Below are 20,606 nucleotides of genomic sequence, written 5' to 3'. Positions count from 1 at the left end.
GGGGGTTATGCGAGTCGGCCGTGTTCGAATTGGGTGAGTACGAGTGCGGCTTTGACGATGGGGCCGATTTTGCGGGGGCTGGTGGTGAAGTGTCGTAGGGCGCGCCAACGGCCGGTGAGCAGGGCAAATCCACGTTCGCCGAGGGCGCGCAGGCCGCGCAGCAGTTTGTTGTAGGTCTGGTTGTCGACGTCGAGTGGGCGGCCTTTGCTGGTTTTGGGGTGTTTGATCGGGGTGAGGACCCCGGCTCCGGCACCCTGGTAGCCGCCGTCGGCCAGGGTGGGCAGGTCGAGCTGGGAGTAAGCCCAGTACAGGGCGCCGAGGACGTGGTTTTCAGCGGCGGTGATGTCGTGGACGGACCCGGGCTCGACGTCGGAGACCCACAGCGGGAACCCGTCCGGGTCCGTCAGTGCTTGGATGTTGCCGGCTTGTTCGCGGGTTTTCCCGGAGTACCACAGGTCGATCTCGGTGCCTTTGGTGCTGGTGGTCTTTTCGCCGAGACGGTCGGAGGAGAAGTTTTTGCCGTCCAGGATCAGATAGGCGTCGCCGTTGTCTTTGGCCCGTTGCAGGGCGTCGTGCAGATCCGGGGCCTGCGCGGCCAGCGCCTCGATGCCCTCGTCGACATACCGGTAGCCGGTCGCGCGGGCGACACCGTGATCGCGGGCCAGTTTGGTGGTGTCGGTGCGGTCGCGGAACCACCGCAGGACCAGCACAGCCTGCCAGAACGTGGTCAACGCCCGGCGCCCCTTGCGGGTCCCTTTCCGGCGGCGTTCACCGGCCAGCAGCTTGCTGAGGAAGAGCACCAGTTCACGGGGAACATCGAGTTTGGCAGAATACGTGACCACGTGGGGCCTTCCCTGGTCGAAGATCGTTTCTTGGTCGAACTTCTTCTACCAGGGACCCCACGTCCCACTCTCCCCAGGCCAGCCCTACCCGATCACACACCCATTCCGGCAGGCCGCCTTCAGCCACTTCTTACCGAGATCACCTCAATGGAAACTGGATGTCGAATTTCCATTGAAATTGAAGTCCCCTGTGGACAAATCAGCGGAACCTGTGGATGGTTCGCCCGAAAACGGTGTGCGGGTGCGGAGGAAGTCCACTGTGGTCTGGTCTGCGGGGAAGAAGGATTCGATGGCCAGTTCCGCGACCGTGACATCCAGCGGGGTGCCGAAGACCGCCGTCATGCTGAAGAACGACAGTTCCCGGTCGCCGTGGCGGAAGCGCAGCGGCACCACGACATCGCTCGCCCCCGGTAGCTCCACCTCCGGCTCCGGTTGGTCGCACGGGTAGGCGCGGAGTTCGGCGAGCAGGTCCGCGAGCGCCGGGTCCGCGGTGGTCGCGGCCTGGCGGCGCAGCCGGCCGAGGACGTGGGCGCGCCACTCGCCGAGGTTCAGGATCTTCGGCGCCATGCCGTCGGGGTGCAGGCTCATCCGGAGCACGTTCACCGGCGGCGCGAGGAGATCCGGCGCGATGCCTTCGAGGAACGGCTGGATGCTGGCGTTGCTCTCGACCAGCTGCCACGCCCGGTCGACGACCAGCGCCGGGTAGGGCTCGTGCCCAGCCAGCACCTGGCGCAGCGCGGCCCGCACCGCCGACAGCTCCGGAGCGTCGAGGCCGCTCGCCGGGTAGGCGGGCGCGTACCCGCCGGCGAGCAGGAGGCTGTTGCGCTCCCGCAGCGGAACGTCCAGGTGTTCGCTGAGCCGCAGGATCATCTCCTTGGTCGGCTTCGACCGGCCGGTCTCCACGAAGCTGAGGTGCCGCGTCGAGATGTCGGCGTCCACCGAGAGCTGCAGCTGGCTCAACCTGCGCCGCTCCCGCCATTCCCGGAGCAGCACACCCACCTGGCGCTGTTTCACCGTTGTCACACCACGACATTAGCCGCCGGGGCCATTACCTCCCCGGTAATCGACGCGGTGACGTCCGGGCCGCAAGCTGGTGCACATCAGGCCGCAGAACGGAAGGGTTATCCGATGAACACCGACCTCCTCGACCGCTACATCGCCACCTGGAACGAGCGGGACGCCGACAAGCGCCGCGCGATGGTCGACGAGCTCTGGGCGAACGAGGGCACCTACACCGACCCGCTCGCCGACGTCCAGGGCCGGGAGGCCGTCGACGCCACGATCGCGGCCGTCCAGGCCCAGTTCCCGGACTTCGTCTTCCGTCCGGGCGAGGTCTTCGACGCCCACCACGACATCGCCCGCTTCACCTGGGAACTCGGCCCGGCGGGAGGCGAAGCGGTGGTGGTCGGCTTCGACGTGGCGGTCCTCGACGAAAACGCCCGGATCAGGGCAATCCACGGTTTCCTCGACAAGGTCCCGGCAATGTGAACCAGGCCGTTCGCTTCACGTGCCCGTCGGCGGAGGAGCGGCCGAAACAGGTGCAGGGCCCCTTCCGGCCAACTCGGCGATAGGGGCCCTGCACGCTTCGAACGATCAGCCGAAGCGGCCGGAGATGTAGTCCTCCGTCGCCTTCTGGGTCGGGTTGGAGAAGATCTTGCCCGTCTCGTCGATCTCCACCAGCTGGCCGGGCTCGCCGACCGCGCGCAGGTTGAAGAACGCCGTCTGGTCGCTCACCCGCGCCGCCTGCTGCATGTTGTGGGTGACGATGACGATCGTGTAGTCCTGCTTCAGCTGCGAGATCAGGTCCTCGATCGCCAGCGTCGAGATCGGGTCCAGCGCCGAGCAAGGCTCGTCCATCAGCAGCACGTCCGGGCGCACCGCGATCGCCCGCGCGATGCACAGGCGCTGCTGCTGACCACCGGAGAGGCCGCCGCCAGGCTTGCCGAGCCGGTCCTTGACCTCGTCCCACAGGTTCGCGCCGCGCAGCGCCCGCTCGGCGATGTCGTCGAGCTTCTTCTTGTTCTTCTCGCCCGCCAGCTTCAGCCCGGCCACCACGTTGTCCCGGATGGACATCGTCGGGAACGGGTTGGCCCGCTGGAAGACCATGCCGATGGTCTTGCGGACCTGCACCGGGTCCACGTCGCCGGCGTAGATGTCCTCGCCGTCGAGCAGCACCTTGCCCTCGACCCGCGAGCCCGGGATGACCTCGTGCATGCGGTTCAGCGAGCGCAACACTGTCGACTTACCGCAACCGGACGGGCCGATGAACGCGGTGACGCTTCGGGCTGGGACCTGCAGGGTCACGTCCTGCACGGCGTGGAACTTGCCGTAGAACAGGTTCAGGTCCTTGATGTCGAGACGCTTGGCCATTGGTTCGGTCCCTACTTGGTCTTGATCGCGAACAGCTTGGACAGCAGCGACGCGACAAGGTTGATCAGCATGATGACGAGCACGAGGGTCAGCGCGGCGCCCCACATCCGGTAGTCACCGGCCACGGTTCCGGTGCTGCGCTCCATGTAGATCGCCAGCGGCAGCGACGCCATCTCGCCGCCGAAGAGGTTAAAGCTGATGGAGCTGGAGTAACCCACCAGGATCAGCAGCGGCGCGGTCTCGCCCAGCACGCGGGCGAGACCGAGCATCACGCCGGTGAGGATGCCGGACAGCGCGGTCGGCAGCACGATGCGCACGATGGTCTTCCACTTGGGCACCCCGAGCGCGTAGGACGCCTCGCGCAGCTCATCCGGCACGATCAGCAGCATCGTCTCGGTGACCCGCACGACCACCGGCAGCATCAGCAGCATCAGCGCCAACGCCACCGCGAAACCGCTGCGGCTGAAGCCGAAGGTGGTGATCCACAGCGCGTAGATGAACAGGCCGGCCACGATCGACGGCAACCCGCTGAGGATGTCGACCATGAAGGTGGCGATCCGGGCGAACCGGGACTCCCGGCCGTACTCGATCAGGTAGACGCCGACCATGATGCCCAGCGGCACCGCGATGACCGCGCACACCAGTCCCTGCAGCAGGGTGCCTATCAGGGCGTGGTAGATGCCACCGCCGAAGTCGTTGGGCAGCAGCCCGTTGAAGGAGTGCGTCCACCAGTCGACGCTGAGCAGCGGCTTGAGGCCCCGCTCCAGCAGCGTCCACAGCACCCACAGCAGCGGGACCACCGCGATCACGAACGCCGCGGCGAACAGCGCGGTGGCCAGGTTGTTCTTGAACTTCCGCCCGAAGCTGATCCGCTGGAACGCCGGTGGGGTGGCGAGCTGCTCCACGTCAGCGGTGTCGGTCCTCATGCTTTCCCCTTACCGCTGGTGCTCTCGATCCAGCGGGCGATCGCGTTCACCGCGAAGGTGATGACGAACAGCACCAGCCCGGCCGAGATGTAGGCTCCGACCTGCAGGTTGTTGTTGAACTCCCCGGAGCCGAGCGCGATCTTGGAGGCGAAGGTGGCACCGGCGTCGAAGACGCTGTAGTTCGGCGGGGCGGTGCTCATGCTCAGGATGATCGTCAGCGCGACGGTTTCGCCGAGCGCGCGCCCCAGACCGAGCATGGAACCGCCGATGAAGCCGTTGCGGCCGAACGGGAACACCGTCGTGCGCACCACTTCCCACTGGGTGGCGCCGAGCGCCAGGGCTCCCTCGATCTGCATGGTGGGGGTGCGCGAGAAGACTTCGCGGCTCACCCCGGTGATGGTCGGCAGGATCATCACGGCCAGCACGATGCCGGCGGTGAAGACGTTGGCGCCGGAGTCGGTTGGCGCGTTGCCGTTGGCGAAGACCGGGATCCAGCCGAGGTTCTCGTTCAGCCACACCGCGACCGGCTTGAGCACCGGCCCCAGCACCAGGTAGCCCCACAGGCCGTAGATCACCGACGGCACCGCGGCCAGCAGGTCGACGATGTAGGCGAACGGGCGGGCCAGGGTGCGCGACGCGTACTGGGTGAGGAACAGCGCGATGCCGCAGGCCACCGGCATCGCGATGACCAGTGCGACGATCGAGCTGGCCACCGTGATCCATGCCAGGTCGATGATGCCGAAGCTCAGGTGGCTCGGGTTCGCGGTGTTCCACTCCCGGCTGAACAGGAAGTTCACCTGGTTGACCTGCAGCGCCGGGACGGCACGGATCAGCAGGAACACGCCGATGGCGGCGATGAGTGCGACCACGAAGGCGCCGGAGGCGGTCGCGACCGAGGAGAAGACCCGGTCGCCGATGCGGACCTTCTTGCCCGCGAAGGTATCGGGAGCGGAAATGGGAGCCTCCGGTCCGGAACTAGGCGCCGAAGCGCCCCGCGGGGCACCGGGTTCGGTGTCCGCGGGGCGCAGATCGGCTCTCGTCGAGTCGGTCACTGCTGTTTGCAGCCTCTCACTTCGTCCGTTCGACTCTTGGTTCGCCCTGGGTAGGTGCGAACCGGGTTACTCACGAGATGGCGTTGACGGCAGTCAGGACCTTGCCCTTGAAGGACTCCGGCAGCGGGACGTAGCCGGCCTTCTCCAGCTCCTGCGGGTTGGCGTTGGCGGCGACGGTCAGGAACGCCTTGACGGCCTTCGCGGTCTCCGCGTCGTAGCCCTTGGAGCAGACGATCTCGTAGGTGTTCAGGACGATCGGGTAGACGCCCGGGGCCTTGTTGCCGTAGATCGAGTCGAGGTTGACGCGCAGGTCGTTGCCCTCGCCCTTGATCTCGGCGTTCTCGATGGCCTTGCCGACGTTGGCGGTGGTCAGCTCGACCGGGCCGGCGCCGCTGTCGATCTTGGCAATGCCCAGGCCGAGGTTCTTCGGGAAGGACCACTCGACGTAGGTGATGCTGCCCTCGGTGGCCTTCACCGACTGCGCGACCTGGTCGCTGCCGTCGCGACCCTGGCCGATGCCCGGCCCGCCCTGGAACTGCTTGCCCTTGCCGGTCCAGGCGCCGCCGGTGGCGGTGGTCAGGTACTTCTGGAAGTTCTCGGTGGTGCCCGACTCGTCGGAGCGGAAGAACGGCACGATGTCCTTGGCGGGCAGCTGCGCGTTCGGGTTCAGCGCCTTGATCGCCGGGTCGTCCCACTTCTTGATCTGGCCCTGGTAGATCTTGCCGATCACGTCGGCGTTGAGGGTCAGGTCGGTGACGCCGGGCAGGTTGTAGGAGATCGCGACCGGGCCGAAGACCATCGGCAGGTTCCAGGCCGGGTTGCCCTGGCAGCGCTCGGCGGCCTTGGCGACCTCGCCCTTCTCTTCGCTCAGCGGCGAGTCCGAACCACCGAAGTCGATCTGGCCGGCGGTGAAGGCGGCGACGCCCTTACCGGAGCCGGACTTCGTGTAGTTGAGCTGCTGGCCCTGGCACTTCAGGCCGTAGTCGCGGGCGAAGACGTCCATCGCGTTCTTCTGCGCCGAGGAGCCTTCCGCGGAGACCGGCTTGGTGCCGCAATCGACCTGGACACCGCCGAGGGCGGGGTTGCCGCCGCCCTGCGGGGCGTTCTGGTCGGAGCCGCAGCCGGCGAGCACGAGCGCGCCCGCGGCGAGAACGGCGAACGCAGCGCTGTGCCGCTTGATCTTCACTTCGTTCCTCCAGTTGGAAACCCTGCGGTTGCGCGGCCGAGCCCGCGCGGGCCCGTGCTGTTGCCGCTCGACAGGGACGCTAAGGAGTCGGGGTGGACGATCACCGCCATCGAAGTGAACGACAGGTGAACAAGGCACGCTAAGTAAGCAGGCCCACATTCCACCGGAGGGAAAACTGGCCCGGTTCGTAGGTGATCCGGTGAGTCACGGCTACATTCGGTCAGCGCCCAAATTGCACATCCGTGTCCCATTTCTCGAATCCCAACCGCTGGTAGACCCTGATGGCGGGCGCGTTGTCACCCTCGACGTAAAGCATCACCTGATGACAACCAGTGTCGCGGAGATGGCGCAACCCGGCCACCGTGAGTGACCGACCCAATCCTCCGCCCTGCGCATCGGGGTCGACGCCGACGACGTAGACCTCGCCCATGCCGCCCGGGTGGACCTTGGTCCAGTGGAAGCCCAGCAGCTCGTCGTCGCTGTTCACGGCGAGCAAGAACCCGGCGGGGTCGAACCACTCCTCGCGCTCCTTGGCGCGCAGGTCCTGCTCGGTCATGCCGCCCTGCTCTGGATGCCAGGAGAAGGCCCGGTGGTTGACCTCGACCACGGCGGCCTCGTCGCGGTCAGGCCGGAAGGTGCGGATCCACACGCCTTCGGCGGTCGCCACCTCGGGCAGCTCCGGCTCGACGAGCTCCCGCCCCATCCGCCACAGCTCGCGGGGGCGGCTGAGGCCGTAGCGCTCGGCGAGTCGCACCGCGCCCGGGTGCTCGCCGTGCGACCAGATCCGCAGGCGGCCCAGGTCGGGCGCGGATTCCGGGGAGAGCTCGGCGCGGTCCAGCAGCGCCTCGACCAGGCGGGCGCCGGCGCCCTTGCGGCGGTGGTCAGGGTGCACCGCCAGCTCGGCGACGAGCTGCCCGGCGGTTTTCTCGTGCTCGGTGTCCAGGTGCGCGTATCCGATGAGGACGCTGCCGGCGTCGCGCACCACGAAGTGCTCGGAACGCACGTCGGCCTGCACCGGCTCGATCTGGTGGACGACGTCCCGGTGCGCCTTCAGCCGCAAGATCACGTGCTCGCCGACCGGGGCCACCCCGTCCGCCTGCTCGGTCTTGTCGAGCAAGGCCATGACCTCGGCCGCTTCACTGCTGTCCAGTCCATTTCGCCAAGTCAGCTGCACGCCCTCGACGTTACCCACGAACCTTGCGGTTGACGCGATCGGAACGCTAAGACTTGTCCTCGAACTCCGTCCTTGGCACCGGCAGTGCCGGTTGCGCACGTGGGCTTCGACAGCGGACATCTTCAGGAGCAACGCGTGACTGAACTTCGCCGGCGGCTCACCACCGCCGACGCGGTGGTGATCGGCCTCTCCGCCATGATCGGAGCAGGCTTGTTCAGCGCCTTCGCCCCGGCCGCCGAGGCGGCCGGGGCGGCGCTGATCATCGGCCTGGGCGTCGCAGCGATCATCGCCTTCTGCAACGCAAGCAGCTCTGCGGCGCTCGCGGCGAAGTACCCGGCGGCGGGCGGCACCTACGTCTACGGCCGCGAACGCCTCGGTCCGTTCTGGGGCTACCTCGCGGGCTGGGGCTTCGTGCTCGGAAAAACGGCCTCGTGCGCGGCGATGGCCCTGACCGCCGCCGAGTACCTCGCCCCGGCCGCCCCCAAGCCCGTCGCCGCGGCGTTCGCCGCGGCTCTGGGCGCGGTGAACTACGTCGGCGTCACCCGCACCGCCAAGCTCGCTCGCATCCTGCTCGCGCTGACGCTCGCGGCGCTCGCGTGCACGCTGCTCGCGGTGTGGCTCGGTGGCGCCTCGGTTGCCGCCTCGACGTCCCCGCCGCCTGCGCCGCTGGGCGTCCTGCAGTCCGCCGGGCTGCTGTTCTTCGCGTTCGCGGGCTACGCCCGCATCGCGACGCTCGGCGAAGAAGTCCGCGACCCGCAGCGCACGATTCCCCGCGCGATCCCGATCGCGCTCGGGATCGTGGTGTGCCTCTACGTCGTGGTGGCCGTCTCGCTGCTGGTGGCGCTCGGCCCGGCGGGCCTCGCGGCGTCGTCGGCTCCGCTGGCCGATGCGGTTCGGGCCGGCGGGTTGTCGCAGCTGGCGCCGGTTGCGGTGTTCGGTGCCGGCGTTGCTGCGCTGGGCGCGTTGCTCGCGCTGCTCGCCGGCGTGGGCCGGACGGCGTTGGCGATGGCCCGGGAGCGCGATCTGCCGGCCCCGTTGGCGGCGGTGCATCCGCGCTTCGCGACTCCGCACCACGCGGAGCTGGTGGTCATCGTGGCGGTCGTGGCGCTGGTGCTCGTCATCGATCTGCGGGGTGCGATCGGGTTCTCGTCGTTCGGGGTGCTGGTGTACTACGCGATCGCCAACGCCTCGGCGTTCACCCTGCCCCGCGACCAGCGCTGGTTCCCGCGCGCGCTGCCGGTGCTCGGGTTCGTCGGTTGCGTGGTCCTCGCGTTCGCGCTGCCCTGGACCGCGGTGCTCAGCGGCATCGCGTGCTTCGCCATCGGCACCGCCGTCTGGGCCTGGCGCCACCGCTCCAGGCCTTGACGCCGCGATCATCAACGCCCGGCACCGTCACCCGGGGCCGGCGCAATTTCGCGAGAAATCGACGTTCACCCGGGTGACGGTCAATTTCTCGCGAAATCGCGCCCTGGACGGTGACGATCCCGGATGAGTCCCGAATTCACCCGAATCGGAAGTACGACCACACGAAGATCGTTCGCCAATTTTCCGGGCAAGATCGGAAAAACTCTCACCTCAGACGAAGATCAGCAATTCGCGCCGGGAATCTCCCGGAAGGCGCAAAGGCACCTCCGGCCGGGGTGGCCGGAGGTGCCTCGCGGGTGGATCAGTACGCGTCGGCCGTCTCGCATTCGGCGGCCTCGAACTCCGCCCCCTCCAGCTCGGCCGACTCCGCGGCCACCCGGCCGCCGTGGCGGTTCGGGCGGACGAACTTGTAGCCGACGTTGCGGACCGTGCCGATCATCGAGTCGTGCTCCGGGCCGAGCTTCGCGCGCAGCCGCCGCACGTGGACGTCGACGGTGCGGGTGCCGCCGAAGAAGTCGTAACCCCACACCTCCTGCAGCAGCTGGGCCCGGGTGAACACCCGGCCCGCGTGCTGAGCGAGGTACTTGAGCAGCTCGAACTCCTTGTAGGTGAGCTCCAGTGCCCGCCCCTTCAGCCGCGCGGTGTAGGTCGCTTCCTCGATCACCAGGTCACCGACGCTCAGCGAACCGTCGCCGCTGTTACCGGCGCTGTTGCGGCGCGAGACCAGCAGCCGCAGGCGGGCGTCGATCTCGGCCGGTCCTGTGGTCGGCAGCAGGATGTCGTCGACCCCCCACTCGGCGCTGATCGTGACCAGCCCGCCCTCGTTGACCAGCGCGACCACCGGCACGTCCCCGGCCGCCAGCAAGCGGCACAGGTCGCGCGCACCTGCCAGGTCGTTGCGGGCGTCGACGACGATCACGTCGTGCGCGCCGCCGAAGAGGAGCGCGCCGGGGTCGGCGGGCAGGGTGCGGACCCGGTGCGGCAGCAGGGCCAGCGAGGGCAACACCGCCTCGCAGTCTTCTTCGCTGGTCAGCAGCAGCAGCTCGGAGTTCATCCGAAGGGCCTCCGTTCCCAAGGCTAGAAACACCGACGACCGGTGGGAGAGTGGCCATCCGCACGGATGCGGACGACTCGGCGTCGTTGCCTGTGGATGGCAAGGAGAATAACCGAAATGCGGCGGAAAAACCCAGCTCCAACCGGCGGCATCACATTTATGAACGGCAGGCGACCATTTGTTACGGGCATGTGTCACGTGTGCCGGGTCACGCTCGCCGCCGCCGACGGCACGCCGCTGCGCGGGCTGCTCTACCCCGGCCCCGGGCTCCCCGCAGACCTCGGTTTCGTCGTGGGCCACGGCTTCACCAACCACGTCCGCAAGCCCTACGTGCGGCGGGTGCTGGAGCGGCTGGCCGCTCACGCCCCGGTGCTCGCGGTCGACTTCCGCGGCCACGGCCGTTCTGGTGGCCGCACCACCGTCGGCCCGGCGGAGGCGTTGGACATCGCCGCAGCCGTCGAGCGCCTCCGCGAGCTCGGCTGCCGCAAGATCGTCACCGTCGGGTTCTCGCTGGGCGGCTCGGTGGTGCTCCGCCACGCGGCGCTGTCCGCACCGCCGGACGCGGTGATCTCGGTGAGCAGCCCGGCGCGCTGGTGGGTCCGCGACACGCCCGCGATGCGCAGGGTGCACTGGCTGCTCGAGCAGCCGCACGGCCGGTGGAGCGCCCGGCTGCTCGGCGTCCGCCTCGCCCCGCCGTGGCCGGACGTGCCGGTCTCGCCGATCGAGTTGGTTCCGCGCATCCAGGTTCCACTGCTGATCGTGCACGGTGACGAAGATCACTATTTCCCGGTGGCCGACGCCGTCGCGCTCAGCGAGGCAGGCGGGGGCGCATTGTGGCTGGAACCGGGCATGCGACACGCCGAGAGCGCGACCAGCCCCGAACTGGTGGACCGCATCGCCGGGTGGGCGGCCGATACAGTGGGGCCACCCGATCGTGGTGGTCGCTAGCGCTCCGCGGATAACCGCCGGCCATCCTGCCCTGCCCCGACCAGAACGGACCGCTCGGTGAAGAAGCTCGCCATCGCCCTCGTGATCACCGTCGGCCTCCTGGTGGGTGCCGACTTCGGCGCCGCAGCGATCGCCGAGTACCAGGTGTCGAAGAAGGTCGCCGAGCAGCTCAAGCTGCGCGAGAACCCCGACGTGCGGATCAACGGCTTCCCGTTCCTCACCCAGGCCATCGCCGGGAACTACCGCGACGTGCAACTGGCGGCCAACGCCGTGCAGGTCGGGAAGCTCAACGAGGTCGGCATCGAAGCAGACCTGCACGGCGCTCGGGTGTCCACCGCCGACGTGCTGTCCGGGACGGCTGACCACTTCACCATCGACCAGCTGGTCGCCCGGGTGAAGCTGAAGGCCTCCGACATCGCCCGGCTGATCGGCATCCAGGATCTGACGATCGAGTCGGCGCAGAAGGACGCGCTGGCCGACGACGACGGCAACGTCAGCAGCGCGGACGAGCAGCTCACCGCAGGCACCGACGACACCAAGGCCGTGGTTCAGCTGGACGGCACCGTGAACATCGCCGGCTCCGACAACAAGGTGCGGGTGATCGCGGTGTTGTCGCTGGTCAACGGCAAGATGCAGATCGAGCCGCGGAAGCTGGACCTGAACAACAGCGCGCTGGGCCGGATCGAGCTGCCGAAGCTGTTCGAGCAGTCGGTGCTCAAGCAGTTCAGCACCTCCCTCGACCCCGGCGTGCTGCCGTTCGAGATCAACCCGACCGCGGTGCGCGTCGAGCGGGGCGCGCTGGTCGTCGAGGGCACCGCTGAAAACGTGACCGTCAGCTCCAGCGGGGTGAGCACCGGGTGAACGCGGGCACCTGGGCACTGCTGATCGCCGTGGTCGTCGCCTTGGTCTTCGGCGTGGTGTGGCAGGCCCGGGAGGGCAAGGTACGTGCGAAGACCGGAGAGGGGAACGTGTTGGACAAGCTTCCCGAGAGCCTGCGCCAGCGGCTCGCCGACGCCCCGGACGACGACGACGCGAAGGTGACGCTGCTGCAGCTGTCGACGACCTTCTGCGCGCCGTGCCGGCACACCCGCATCCTGCTGGCCGACTTCGTCCAGCGCACCGACGGCGTGCGCCACGTGGAGGTCGACCTCACGGATCACCCGGAGTGGTCAACGCCGCTGCGGGTGCACCGCACCCCGACGACGCTCGTGCTGGACGGCGCGGGCCGGGAGCTGTTCCGCGTCGGCGGCGTCCCCCGCCGCGACGAACTCGCCACTGCCCTCCAACCGCACCTGGCATGAGGGTTCGGGGCGAACGGACCGTTCACGCCGATAGAAGAAGCAAACAGGCCGTTCGCACCACCCCACACCGCGCACCACCCCACACCGCGCACCCCCACCCCAGCGACACGAAGCGAACGGACCGTTCACGCCGATAGCGGAGGTGAGCACGCCGTTCGCACCACCTGCACCCCGACCGGCGTCTCACCTAGTGAACAACCTTCCCGCCGATCGGTCTAGCCGGTAACCTCCGAGCCGTGCATGTACTGCTGACCCGGAGGCGCGCGGTGGATCTTTGCCGCGTGGGTAGCAGCCTGTGTTGCGGGCACTGACCGGGCGGTAGTACGTCTTGCACCTTGCGCGGCTCATGCCCCGGTCTGGGTGCGTCCGAACCCGCCTGACGGACTCGGCAGTCGAAGTCCACTAGTCAGGAGGCCCCATGTCTGCCGCAACGCTCGACCCGCGCGGTGTCCGCTTCACCGCCGCGATGACCAGCGCGATCCTCGCGCTCGGACTGGTCACCACCAGCTGGCGGGTGCTCGCCACGCAGATGGTGTTATTCGGGATGTGCGCATTCATCGGAATGCGGCTCAACCCGTGGGGTTTCGTGTACCGGCAGGCAGTGCAACCGCGCCTCGCGCCGATCGACCCGGCCGAGTGGGAAGATCCGGCACCGGTCCGGTTCTCCCAGGGCGTCGGTTTCGCCTTCGCCCTGGTGGCCACCGTCGGCTACGCCGCGGAGTGGACCGCCCTGGGCATCGTCGCGAACACCTTCGCCCTAGTGGCGGCGCTGCTCAACGCGGTGTTCGGATACTGCCTCGGCTGCCAGATGTACCTGTTGCTCCGGCGCGCCGCCCCTGTCGGAGCGTCCACATCAGACACCTGCTGAACCACCGAAGATCAACGAAGGAGTCGCTCGATGAGCCGCGCAGAGGTCCTGGTTTCCACCGAGTGGGCCGAACAGAACCTGAACACCGCCGGCGTGGTGTTCGCCGAGGTGGACGAGGACACCACCGCCTACGACGGCGGGCACATCCAGGGCGCCATCAAGCTGGACTGGAAGAACGAGCTCCAGGACCACGTCCGCCGTGACTTCGTCAACCGCGAGGGCTTCGAGAAGCTGCTGTCCGCCAAGGGGATCAGCAACGACGACACGGTGATCCTGTACGGCGGCAACAACAACTGGTTCGCCGCGTACGCCTACTGGTACTTCAAGCTGTACGGGCACGGCGACGTCAAGCTGCTCGACGGCGGCCGCAAGAAGTGGGAGCTCGACGGCCGCGAGCTCACCAAGGACGAGCCGAACAAGACTGCCACCACCTACCAGGCTCAGGAGCCGGACATCTCGATCCGGGCGTTCCGGGACGAGGTCGTGGACGCGATCGGCAACAAGAACCTGGTCGACGTCCGCTCGCCCGACGAGTTCGCGGGCAAGCTGCTGGCCCCGGCGCACCTGCCGCAGGAGTCGGCGCAGCGCGCCGGCCACATCCCGTCGGCGATCAACGTGCCGTGGAGCAAGGCCGCGAACGAGGATGGCACCTTCAAGTCCGACGACGAACTCGCGGAGATCTACGGGGAAGCCGGGCTCGACACGGCGAAGGACACCATCGCCTACTGCCGCATCGGCGAGCGTTCCTCGCACACCTGGTTCGTGCTCCGCGAACTGCTGGGCAACACCAACGTCAAGAACTACGACGGATCGTGGACCGAGTACGGCTCGCTGGTCGGCGTCCCGATCGCGAACCCGGCCGAAGAGGCCAAGAACTGACGAACCCGGTGCCGGTCCGGGCTCGTGAGCGGTTTTCGGTGCTGTAGCGCCCGAAACCGCTCACGGGAACCGAACCGGCAGCTGGCAGGAACCGAAGAACGAGATCGAGGAGCGTTGAGCATGAGCGGATGCGGAGCGCCGCAGCAGTCGGGCACGGCGGTCGCCGAGGACACCGACCAGGTCGTCGTGACGGGCAAGGTACGTGCCGGAGACCAGCCGGTCGGCGGGGCTTTCGTCCGCCTGCTGGACTCCTCCGGCGAGTTCACCGCGGAGGTCGTGTCCTCCCCGGAGGGTGGCTTCACCTTCTATGCCGCCCCCGGCGCCTGGACGGTCCGAGCCCTCCACCGCGACGGCAAGGGCCAGGCAGACGTCACCACTTCCGGCCCGGGCGTCCACGCGGTGGACATCGCGGTCGCCTGACCAAACTGGATTTTTCGAGGTGAAGGGCACCTCTGGGCGACTTGCTCGCTCGGAGGTGCCCTTCGCGCTTCCGCGTGATCGGGACCGCTTCGGTCAGTTGGTGGTCTTGGCGCGGAGGAGAGCGAAGGCCCGCTCGTCGCGGTCCTGGGAGCGCGGGTCGGAATCCTCCCGGCAGCCGACCGTCGTGAAGTCCACGACCTCCCAGCCGGTGCGGTCGAACAGCCGCCGCAGGCCCGTCTCGCTGAAGATCCAGAAGTTCGTCGCGTCGTTGTTGGCCTCTGCCGGGTCCAGCAGGTACGCCACCGGCTGCTGCTGGATCCGGGTGCCGTCCGGCGCGACCTGCGCGATCCGGGTCGACACAAAGCACAGGTCGGCGTGCTTGGCCAGCTGCTCCAGCACGAAGAACGGGTTCTTCAGGTGGTAGAGCAGCCCGAGGAAGAACACCGCGCCGTAGCGCTCAGCGGGCATCCGGAACTGCGAGTCCAGGTCGATCTCGTGCACCTGCACGCCGGAGCCCAGTTCCTCGACGAGCCGCCGCGCGCCGCGCAGCTCGTTGAAGTTCGTCGGGCCGTTGTCGATCACGTCCACCTGGCAGCCCAGCTCGGCCTCCAGGAAGAACCCGAAGTCGCCGTCGGCCGCGCCGATGTCCGCGACGCGGGTGCCCGCGATCCGGTCGAACACCGACCGCTGCTCGCCGGTCAGCAGCGCGTCCAGGTGGAAGATGTTCGCCATCGTGTCGTACGGGTACCAACCGAAGTCGGCCGGCGCGATCTTGCCCTTGCGCTCCAGCAGGTCCTCGCGGAAGGTCAGCGCGCGCTCGCGCAACGTCTCGAAGTCCATGTGATCCCCGTCCCTGCTATCGGTTCGGCGCAGTTCGGCGCGGTACCCGCCGCAGATCATGCCCGACGCCACACTCCGCGCGGGCGTCGCGGTGGTTATCCTTTGCGCGTGGAACTTATCGACTTCCTGCACTACGGCCTCGTCACCCTCGTCGGGCTCGCCGCGGTCGCCTCAGTCTGGTTCGCCGGCTACGTGGTGTACCGCCTGTACAGCGACTGATCCGGCGCGACCGGTAACCTCGACGCGATGACTGCTACGCCGAACGAACCACAGCGCGGCAGCGGCGATGCCGCGGTCGCCGCGGCTGCGGAGCGCGCCAAGCACACCCGGCACCGCAACGTGCCGGAGTTCGACGATCTGCCTGGGACCGGCGACACCGCCAACCTGCGAATGGGCCCGTCGCTGAACGACGCCTGCCTCGCGCTGCTGCCGCTGGTCGGCGTGTGGCGCGGCGAGGGCGAGGCATCGCACCCCTCGCTCGACAAGCCGTACCGCTTCATCCAGCAGGTCACCCTCGCGCACGACGGCCGCCCGTTCCTGACCTACGAGAGCCGCGCGTGGCGCCTGGACGGCGAGGGCGGCAAGGTCGTCGCGCCCGCGTTCCGCGAGGTCGGCTTCTGGCGCCCGCAGGCGGACGACACGATCGAACTGCTGATCTTGCACGAGACCGGCGTCGCCGAGATGTTCTTCGGCAAGCCGCAGAGCCAGACCACCTGGCAGTTCGGCACCGACGCGGTGCTGCGCACGCCGACCAGCGAGGACGTCGCCGCGGCCAGCCGGCTGTACGGCGTCGTCGAGGGCTCGCTGGCCTACGTCGAAGAGCGCGCCACCTCGGAGCACGAGCTGCAGCCGCGCCTTTCCGCGAAGCTCGACCGCATCGTCGGCTGAGCCAGGCGCAGATCCGCCGTTCCTGTCAGGCCCCCCGGTTAGATTTCAACGCAATCGAGCTACGAAACCTGAGGTGGGCGAAGCATGACCAGCACCCTGACCGGCGAGCGCGCCGACATCCTGGAACTCCTGCAAGCGCACCGCGGCTTCCTGCGGCACACGGTGAAGGACCTGACCGACGAGCAGGCCCGCCTGCGGCCCACCAAGAGCGAGCTGTGCCTCGGTGGGCTGATCAAGCACGTGACCGCGGTCGAGCTGAACTGGGCCGACTTCATCCGCAACGGCCGCGCGTTCGACGCCTACGACGAGGCGGCGTTCGCCGAGCAGGCGGCGACCTTCCACCCGACCGACGAGGAAACGCTGGACGTGCTGCTGGCGGAGTACGAGAAGGCGGCGGCGCGGACCGACGAGATCGTCGCGTCCGTGCCGGACCTGGACCTCTCCCACCAGCTGCCGGACGCCCCGTGGCAGGAGGAGAAAGGCAAGCGCTGGACGGTGCGGCGGGTGCTGCTGCACATCGCGGCGGAGACCGCGCAGCACGCGGGCCACGCCGACATCATCCGCGAGACCATCGACGGCCAGAAGACGATGGGCTGACCAGGGGTCGAGGTCCGAGGGTCCGGGGTCCGGTCGAGGTCCGAGGGTCCAGGGCCGGGGTCCGGGGTCCGGTCGAGATCCGAGGGTCCAGGGCCGGGGTCCGGGGTCCGGTCGAGATCCGAGGGTCCAGGGCCGGGGTCCGGGGTCCGGTCGAGATCCGAGGGTCCAGGGCCGGGGTCCGGGGTCCGGTCGAGATCCGAGGGTCCAGGGCCGGGGTCCGGGGTCCGGTCGAGATCCGAGGGTCCAGGGCCGGGGTCCGGGGTCCGGTCGAGATCCGAGGGTCCAGGGCCGGGGTCCGGGGTCCGGTCGAGATCCGAGGGTCCAGGGCCGGGGTCCGGGGTCCGGTCGAGATCCGAGGGTCCAGGGCCGGGGTCCGGGGTCCGGTCGAGATCCGAGGGTCCAGGGCCGGGGTCCGGGGTCCGGTCGAGATCCGCGATTTCAATGGAAATTGCGGAAGTTGTCCACAGCCTCCGGCGTGTCGTGGGCCGACACGCCGATCGGCCGGAGGCGGTAACGGGTGATCAGTAGTTGGACTCGTAGAGGCGGTTGATCTCGGCGTGCAGGTCGGCGTCCGACTTGATCTCGGTGCCGTCGATGGTGTGCACCTGGCTGACCAACCGGACGCTCGAAGCCAGCCACACGCCGTCGCTCTCGAACAGCGCCGACGTCGGGAACTTCGCGACCTCGGTCTTCCAGCCCGCCTTCTCCGCGGCCCGGAACAGCGCCCCCTGGGTGGTGCCCTTGAGGATGCCCGAGCTGGGCGGCGTGGTCAGCAGCGTGCGCCCCTGCGCGATCACGACCGTCGAGGTCGGCCCCTCCAGCACCGAACCGTCGGTGGCGGTGAAGATCACCTCGTCGGCACCGCGCGCCTCGGCCTCCCGCATCGCGGCCATGTTCACCGCGTACGACAGGGTCTTCGCGGACAGCAGCAGCCAGGGCGCCCGCTCCATCAGGTCCGGGGCGTAGCCGCGCTCCAGCGTCACGACCGAAACGCCCTCGGCGCGCTTGCGCAGGGTGTCGGCGCCGATCTGCATGCCCATCGCGAAGCCGTTCGGCGTGCCATCGCCGCCGTCGACGCCGCGGGTGCAGACGAGCTTCAGCGCCATCTGCGGGGCGGTGTCCCACGGCCAGTTGTCGATGACCGCCTGTGCGGCCCGCTCCCATGCGTCGCGCTCGGGCAACCGCATCTGCATCAGGCCGGCGGATTGCTCCAGCCGATCGAGGTGCGGCCCGAGTTCCCGCGGCTTCCGGTCGGCGACCAGAATCGTCTCGAAGATGCCATCTCCCCGCATCACACCGAGGTCGTCGGCGCGGAACAGCGGAGCCCGCTGATCAACGATCGTCCCGTCCAAGAGTGCCAGTACGCGCATGCCGGAAGCCTAGAACCTCGACCCCCGCAACCGCTGGTGGGCCGCGCGCATGACCGGCGCGTTCTCGCACGGAGTTACGATCGGAGTACCGACCTTCAAGCGCGCCGAGCACAGGAGCGGGCATTGACCGACCAGGGATCGCTGCGCAGCACCTTGCACCAACGGGGCATGCGGATGACACCGCAGCGCCAACTCGTGCTGGACGCGGTGCGCGAGCTGGAGCATGCGACACCCGAGCAGGTCTGCCGCAAGGTGCAGGGCACCGCCTCGACGGTCAACATCACGACGGTCTACCGCGCCCTCGACCTGCTCGAAGAGCTGGGCCTGGTGCGGCACACGCACCTGGGGCACGGCGCGCCGACCTACTCGGTCGAGGAGCACGAGCACGTCCACCTGGCGTGCCACCACTGCGGCACGATCGACGAGGTCTCGACCGAACTGCTGGACGACCTGTCCCGCGAGCTGCTCGCTCGGTTCGGGTTCGCCCTGGACGCCACCCACCTGGCCCTGTCCGGCCTGTGCCGGAACTGCTGCCGCAACGCCGACGCCGTCGAGGAGCGCCGATGAGTTCACCCCTGTTGGACCTGCCGGGTGCGGTACCCGCACCGGAGGATGCAGTGGATGCCGGCGTGCCCTGGCACTTCGGCGACCCGTTCGCCGAGCAGCGGTCGGCGACCCGCTCGGCGGTGCTGGTGGACCGCTCGCACCGGGAGGTCATCGCGGTGACCGGGGAGGAGCGGCTGAGCTGGTTGCACCTGGTGCTCTCGCAGCACATGACGGAGCTGCCGGACGGGCAGGGCACCGAGGCGCTCGTGCTGGACAGCCAGGGCCGCGTCGACTGCCACATGCTGCTCGCGCACCACGAGGGCGTCGTCTACCTGGACACCGACGCGGGCGCGCAAGCCACCAGCGCGCTGCCGACGATGGGCGTGGACGGCAGGCAGTCGCTGCTGGAGTACCTCGACGCCATGCGGTTCTGGTCCAAAGTGGAGACTCGGGACGCCACCTCGGAGTTCGCGGTGCTGACTGCGGTCGGCCCGGACGCGGGCGGCATCCTCGCCCGGTTCGCGCCGGTGCCGTCGAAGCCGTACGAGGTGAAGGCCCTGCCCGGCGGTGGATTCAGCCGGTTCGTACCGTTCCGCGCGCTGCCCACCATCGACCTCGTGGTGCCGCGGGCGTCGCTGGTGGAGTGGTGGACGAAGCTGACCGACGCGGGCATCCGCCCCTCCGGCACCCTCGCGTTCGAGGCACTGCGGGTGGAGGCGCTGCGGCCCCGAGTCGGGTTGGAGACCGACGAGCGCGCGATCCCGCACGAGCTCGGCTGGGTGCACGTGGCGGCGCACGTGGCCAAGGGCTGCTACCGCGGCCAGGAAACCGTCGCCAAGGTGCACAACGTGGGCAAGCCGCCGCGGCGCATGGTGCTGCTGCACCTGGACGGCTCGGCGGAGATCCTGCCGGAGACCGGCGATCCGGTTTGGCTCGGCGAGCGCAAGGTCGGCCGGGTGGGCAGCGTGGTGCAGCACCACGAGCTCGGGCCGGTGGCGCTCGCGCTGCTCAAGCGGTCGGCACCGGTGGACGGCGAGCTGGTCGCCGGCGACCCGGAGCAGCACCGCGCGGTGGCCGCGGCGGTGGACCCGGACTCGGTGCCGCCAGACACCGGCGAGCCGCCGGGACGGGTCGCGGCCCAGGGCCTGCGCGGCCGGTAGTTGACGAGGCGGGCATGCCGGTAGGCGTGCGCATCCGCCCCGTTCGCCGCGCGTGCCGCACCACGCCGGGAATACGAGCGGTTTCGCACCGTTGTTTAAAAACAACATCACCCGAACTGTTTGCGAGCTGTACCTGAGTGCCGGAGGATGGCCACGTGATCGAAGTCCGCCCGGGTGGACGGCGCCGCATCGACAGGGTCCTGTCCCCGGACTACACCAGTGGCATCGAAGACCGCACGCTCGGCGAGGTGCGGGAGTTGCGCGACGAGGCGGCGCAGGAGGAAACGGACCTCTCATACCTGCGCCGCGTGCTGCACGCGCGGATCGACATCGTGCGAGCCGAGCAGCGGCGGCGGCAGGAGGGCGGGTCCGCGTCGGTCGTCGAGCAGCTGGTGAACATCCTGGCGGACAACGCCGTCGGTCCGGCGACCGGTTCCGGCCGGTACCAGACGACCGAGCCGTCACGGGCCGAGGCGCACCGCAGGCACGTCGAGGCGCTGATCTCCGACGTCGACCTGTCGGACGTGATGTCGCTGTCGGAGGCCAAGCTCGACCAGGCCCTCGCCGCCTACACCGGGGAAGAGGACTCGGTGTCGCAGCGCCGCCGCGAGGTCCAGGACGTGGTGGACCGGCTGAACGCGGAGATCGCCCGCCGCTACCGCGAGGGCGCCGCATCGGTGGACGACCGCCTCGCGGAGGAACGCGACCGGCGGTGACCGGTTCCGCCCCGCTCGCCCGAATCATCCGAAGTGGACTCGGGACTGCTCGGCGCGGCACGTCGCCGCGCCAACGCGCCCGCAATCGCCGCTGAAACCCGCGC

24 protein-coding genes are annotated in these 20,606 nt (G+C 69.0%); 14 read left to right on the top strand and 10 right to left on the bottom strand.

All coding sequences use genetic code 11. The features are described from left to right. Window positions 1-5: 5 nt before the first annotated feature. Together DL519_RS31980 and DL519_RS31975 are read right to left on the bottom strand one after the other, a co-directional pair. Window positions 6-842 (bottom strand): transposase family protein, encoded by an 837-nt coding sequence (locus DL519_RS31980; RefSeq protein WP_190812966.1) that lies wholly within the window; start codon window positions 840-842, stop codon window positions 6-8. Between the two features lie 144 nt (window positions 843-986). After that, window positions 987-1,865 carry a helix-turn-helix domain-containing protein gene (locus DL519_RS31975; RefSeq protein WP_190820334.1) on the bottom strand — a complete coding sequence of 293 codons (879 nt, stop codon included), beginning with the start codon at window positions 1,863-1,865 and terminating at the stop codon, window positions 987-989. A gap of 105 nt (window positions 1,866-1,970) precedes the next feature. Here DL519_RS31975 and DL519_RS31970 point away from each other — a divergent pair, with 105 nt between their 5' ends. Further along, window positions 1,971-2,330 carry a nuclear transport factor 2 family protein gene (locus DL519_RS31970; protein ID WP_190820332.1) on the top strand — a complete coding sequence of 120 codons (360 nt, stop codon included), beginning with the start codon at window positions 1,971-1,973 and terminating at the stop codon, window positions 2,328-2,330. Window positions 2,331-2,435: 105 nt separating this feature from the next. Here the strand turns inward: DL519_RS31970 and pstB are convergent, their stop codons facing one another. The 5 genes from pstB to mshD all read right to left on the bottom strand — a co-directional run bounded on the left by pstB (window position 2,436) and on the right by mshD (window position 7,544). After that, window positions 2,436-3,212: a phosphate ABC transporter ATP-binding protein PstB gene (gene pstB / locus DL519_RS31965; protein WP_190820330.1), complete on the bottom strand. Its 777-nt coding sequence runs from the start codon at window positions 3,210-3,212 to the stop codon at window positions 2,436-2,438. A gap of 11 nt (window positions 3,213-3,223) precedes the next feature. Further along, entirely contained in the window at window positions 3,224-4,138 is a 915-nt protein-coding gene (pstA, locus tag DL519_RS31960; protein WP_190820328.1) for a phosphate ABC transporter permease PstA, read from the bottom strand. Continuing rightward, window positions 4,135-5,094, bottom strand: a complete 960-nt coding sequence (gene pstC / locus DL519_RS31955; RefSeq protein ID WP_223840400.1) for a phosphate ABC transporter permease subunit PstC — start codon at window positions 5,092-5,094, stop codon at window positions 4,135-4,137. Before pstC ends, pstA begins: the two co-directional genes overlap by 4 nt. Before the next feature lie 166 nt (window positions 5,095-5,260). After that, the gene (pstS, locus tag DL519_RS31950) at window positions 5,261-6,376 is read right to left on the bottom strand and encodes a phosphate ABC transporter substrate-binding protein PstS (RefSeq protein ID WP_190820324.1); all 1,116 of its coding nucleotides are present in this window, start codon (window positions 6,374-6,376) and stop codon (window positions 5,261-5,263) included. Between the two features lie 220 nt (window positions 6,377-6,596). After that, window positions 6,597-7,544 carry a mycothiol synthase gene (gene mshD, locus DL519_RS31945; RefSeq protein ID WP_263399833.1) on the bottom strand — a complete coding sequence of 316 codons (948 nt, stop codon included), beginning with the start codon at window positions 7,542-7,544 and terminating at the stop codon, window positions 6,597-6,599. Between the two features lie 141 nt (window positions 7,545-7,685). Between mshD and DL519_RS31940 the strand changes: the two genes are divergently transcribed. Continuing rightward, the gene (locus DL519_RS31940; RefSeq protein ID WP_190820320.1) at window positions 7,686-8,915 is read left to right on the top strand and encodes an APC family permease; all 1,230 of its coding nucleotides are present in this window, start codon (window positions 7,686-7,688) and stop codon (window positions 8,913-8,915) included. Between the two features lie 301 nt (window positions 8,916-9,216). On the opposite strand, the gene DL519_RS31935 is transcribed toward DL519_RS31940, so the two are convergent. Beyond that, a complete protein-coding gene (locus DL519_RS31935; protein ID WP_190820318.1) occupies window positions 9,217-9,969 on the bottom strand; it encodes a winged helix-turn-helix transcriptional regulator in 753 nt (250 codons plus the stop codon). A 189-nt stretch (window positions 9,970-10,158) separates the two neighbouring features. Between DL519_RS31935 and DL519_RS31930 the strand changes: the two genes are divergently transcribed. From DL519_RS31930 to DL519_RS31905, 7 genes are all read left to right on the top strand, one after another. Next, window positions 10,159-10,917, top strand: a complete 759-nt coding sequence (locus DL519_RS31930; RefSeq protein ID WP_190820316.1) for an alpha/beta hydrolase — start codon at window positions 10,159-10,161, stop codon at window positions 10,915-10,917. Between the two features lie 57 nt (window positions 10,918-10,974). After that, window positions 10,975-11,778: an LmeA family phospholipid-binding protein gene (locus tag DL519_RS31925; protein ID WP_190820314.1), complete on the top strand. Its 804-nt coding sequence runs from the start codon at window positions 10,975-10,977 to the stop codon at window positions 11,776-11,778. After that, window positions 11,775-12,218, top strand: coding sequence for a TlpA family protein disulfide reductase (locus DL519_RS31920; protein WP_190820312.1), 444 nt, complete (start codon window positions 11,775-11,777; stop codon window positions 12,216-12,218). The genes DL519_RS31925 and DL519_RS31920 overlap by 4 nt, the downstream gene beginning before the upstream one ends. A 236-nt stretch (window positions 12,219-12,454) precedes the next feature. Next, window positions 12,455-12,529 (top strand): putative leader peptide, encoded by a 75-nt coding sequence (locus DL519_RS50460; RefSeq protein ID WP_350945149.1) that lies wholly within the window; start codon window positions 12,455-12,457, stop codon window positions 12,527-12,529. A gap of 107 nt (window positions 12,530-12,636) precedes the next feature. Beyond that, window positions 12,637-13,086: a DUF4395 domain-containing protein gene (locus tag DL519_RS31915; protein WP_190820310.1), complete on the top strand. Its 450-nt coding sequence runs from the start codon at window positions 12,637-12,639 to the stop codon at window positions 13,084-13,086. Window positions 13,087-13,116: 30 nt separating this feature from the next. After that, on the top strand, window positions 13,117-13,965 hold the full coding sequence (locus DL519_RS31910; RefSeq protein ID WP_190820308.1) for a sulfurtransferase: 849 nt from the start codon (window positions 13,117-13,119) through the stop codon (window positions 13,963-13,965). 120 nt (window positions 13,966-14,085) lie between these two features. After that, window positions 14,086-14,385 (top strand): DUF1416 domain-containing protein, encoded by a 300-nt coding sequence (locus DL519_RS31905; protein ID WP_168585723.1) that lies wholly within the window; start codon window positions 14,086-14,088, stop codon window positions 14,383-14,385. A 93-nt stretch (window positions 14,386-14,478) separates the two neighbouring features. On the opposite strand, the gene DL519_RS31900 is transcribed toward DL519_RS31905, so the two are convergent. Next, entirely contained in the window at window positions 14,479-15,285 is an 807-nt protein-coding gene (locus tag DL519_RS31900) for a class I SAM-dependent methyltransferase (protein WP_223839811.1), read from the bottom strand. A 186-nt stretch (window positions 15,286-15,471) separates the two neighbouring features. On the opposite strand from DL519_RS31900, the gene DL519_RS31895 reads away from it, so the two are divergent. Both DL519_RS31895 and DL519_RS31890 read left to right on the top strand, forming a co-directional pair. Then, window positions 15,472-16,113, top strand: a complete 642-nt coding sequence (locus tag DL519_RS31895; protein WP_190820306.1) for an FABP family protein — start codon at window positions 15,472-15,474, stop codon at window positions 16,111-16,113. Window positions 16,114-16,197: 84 nt separating this feature from the next. Next, window positions 16,198-16,710, top strand: a complete 513-nt coding sequence (locus DL519_RS31890) for a DinB family protein (RefSeq protein WP_190820304.1) — start codon at window positions 16,198-16,200, stop codon at window positions 16,708-16,710. A 521-nt stretch (window positions 16,711-17,231) separates the two neighbouring features. Here DL519_RS31890 and DL519_RS31885 read toward each other — a convergent pair. After that, window positions 17,232-18,080 carry an aminodeoxychorismate lyase gene (locus DL519_RS31885; protein WP_190820302.1) on the bottom strand — a complete coding sequence of 283 codons (849 nt, stop codon included), beginning with the start codon at window positions 18,078-18,080 and terminating at the stop codon, window positions 17,232-17,234. Between the two features lie 123 nt (window positions 18,081-18,203). Between DL519_RS31885 and DL519_RS31880 the strand changes: the two genes are divergently transcribed. The 3 genes from DL519_RS31880 (at window position 18,204) to DL519_RS31870 (ending at window position 20,502) form a co-directional block, all read left to right on the top strand. Beyond that, on the top strand, window positions 18,204-18,647 hold the full coding sequence (locus DL519_RS31880; protein ID WP_190820301.1) for a Fur family transcriptional regulator: 444 nt from the start codon (window positions 18,204-18,206) through the stop codon (window positions 18,645-18,647). Next, entirely contained in the window at window positions 18,644-19,786 is a 1,143-nt protein-coding gene (gene ygfZ / locus DL519_RS31875) for a CAF17-like 4Fe-4S cluster assembly/insertion protein YgfZ (RefSeq protein WP_190820299.1), read from the top strand. Before DL519_RS31880 ends, ygfZ begins: the two co-directional genes overlap by 4 nt. Window positions 19,787-19,941: 155 nt before the next feature. Beyond that, window positions 19,942-20,502: an RsiG family protein gene (locus DL519_RS31870; protein ID WP_190820297.1), complete on the top strand. Its 561-nt coding sequence runs from the start codon at window positions 19,942-19,944 to the stop codon at window positions 20,500-20,502. The last annotated feature ends 104 nt before the right edge of the window (window positions 20,503-20,606 follow it).

The sequence above is a fragment of the Saccharopolyspora pogona genome, from assembly GCF_014697215.1.
GTDB lineage: Bacteria > Actinomycetota > Actinomycetes > Mycobacteriales > Pseudonocardiaceae > Saccharopolyspora > Saccharopolyspora hattusasensis.
Note: the sequence above shows the minus strand (reverse complement) of the source record. Positions and strands in the feature narration are given on the sequence as shown.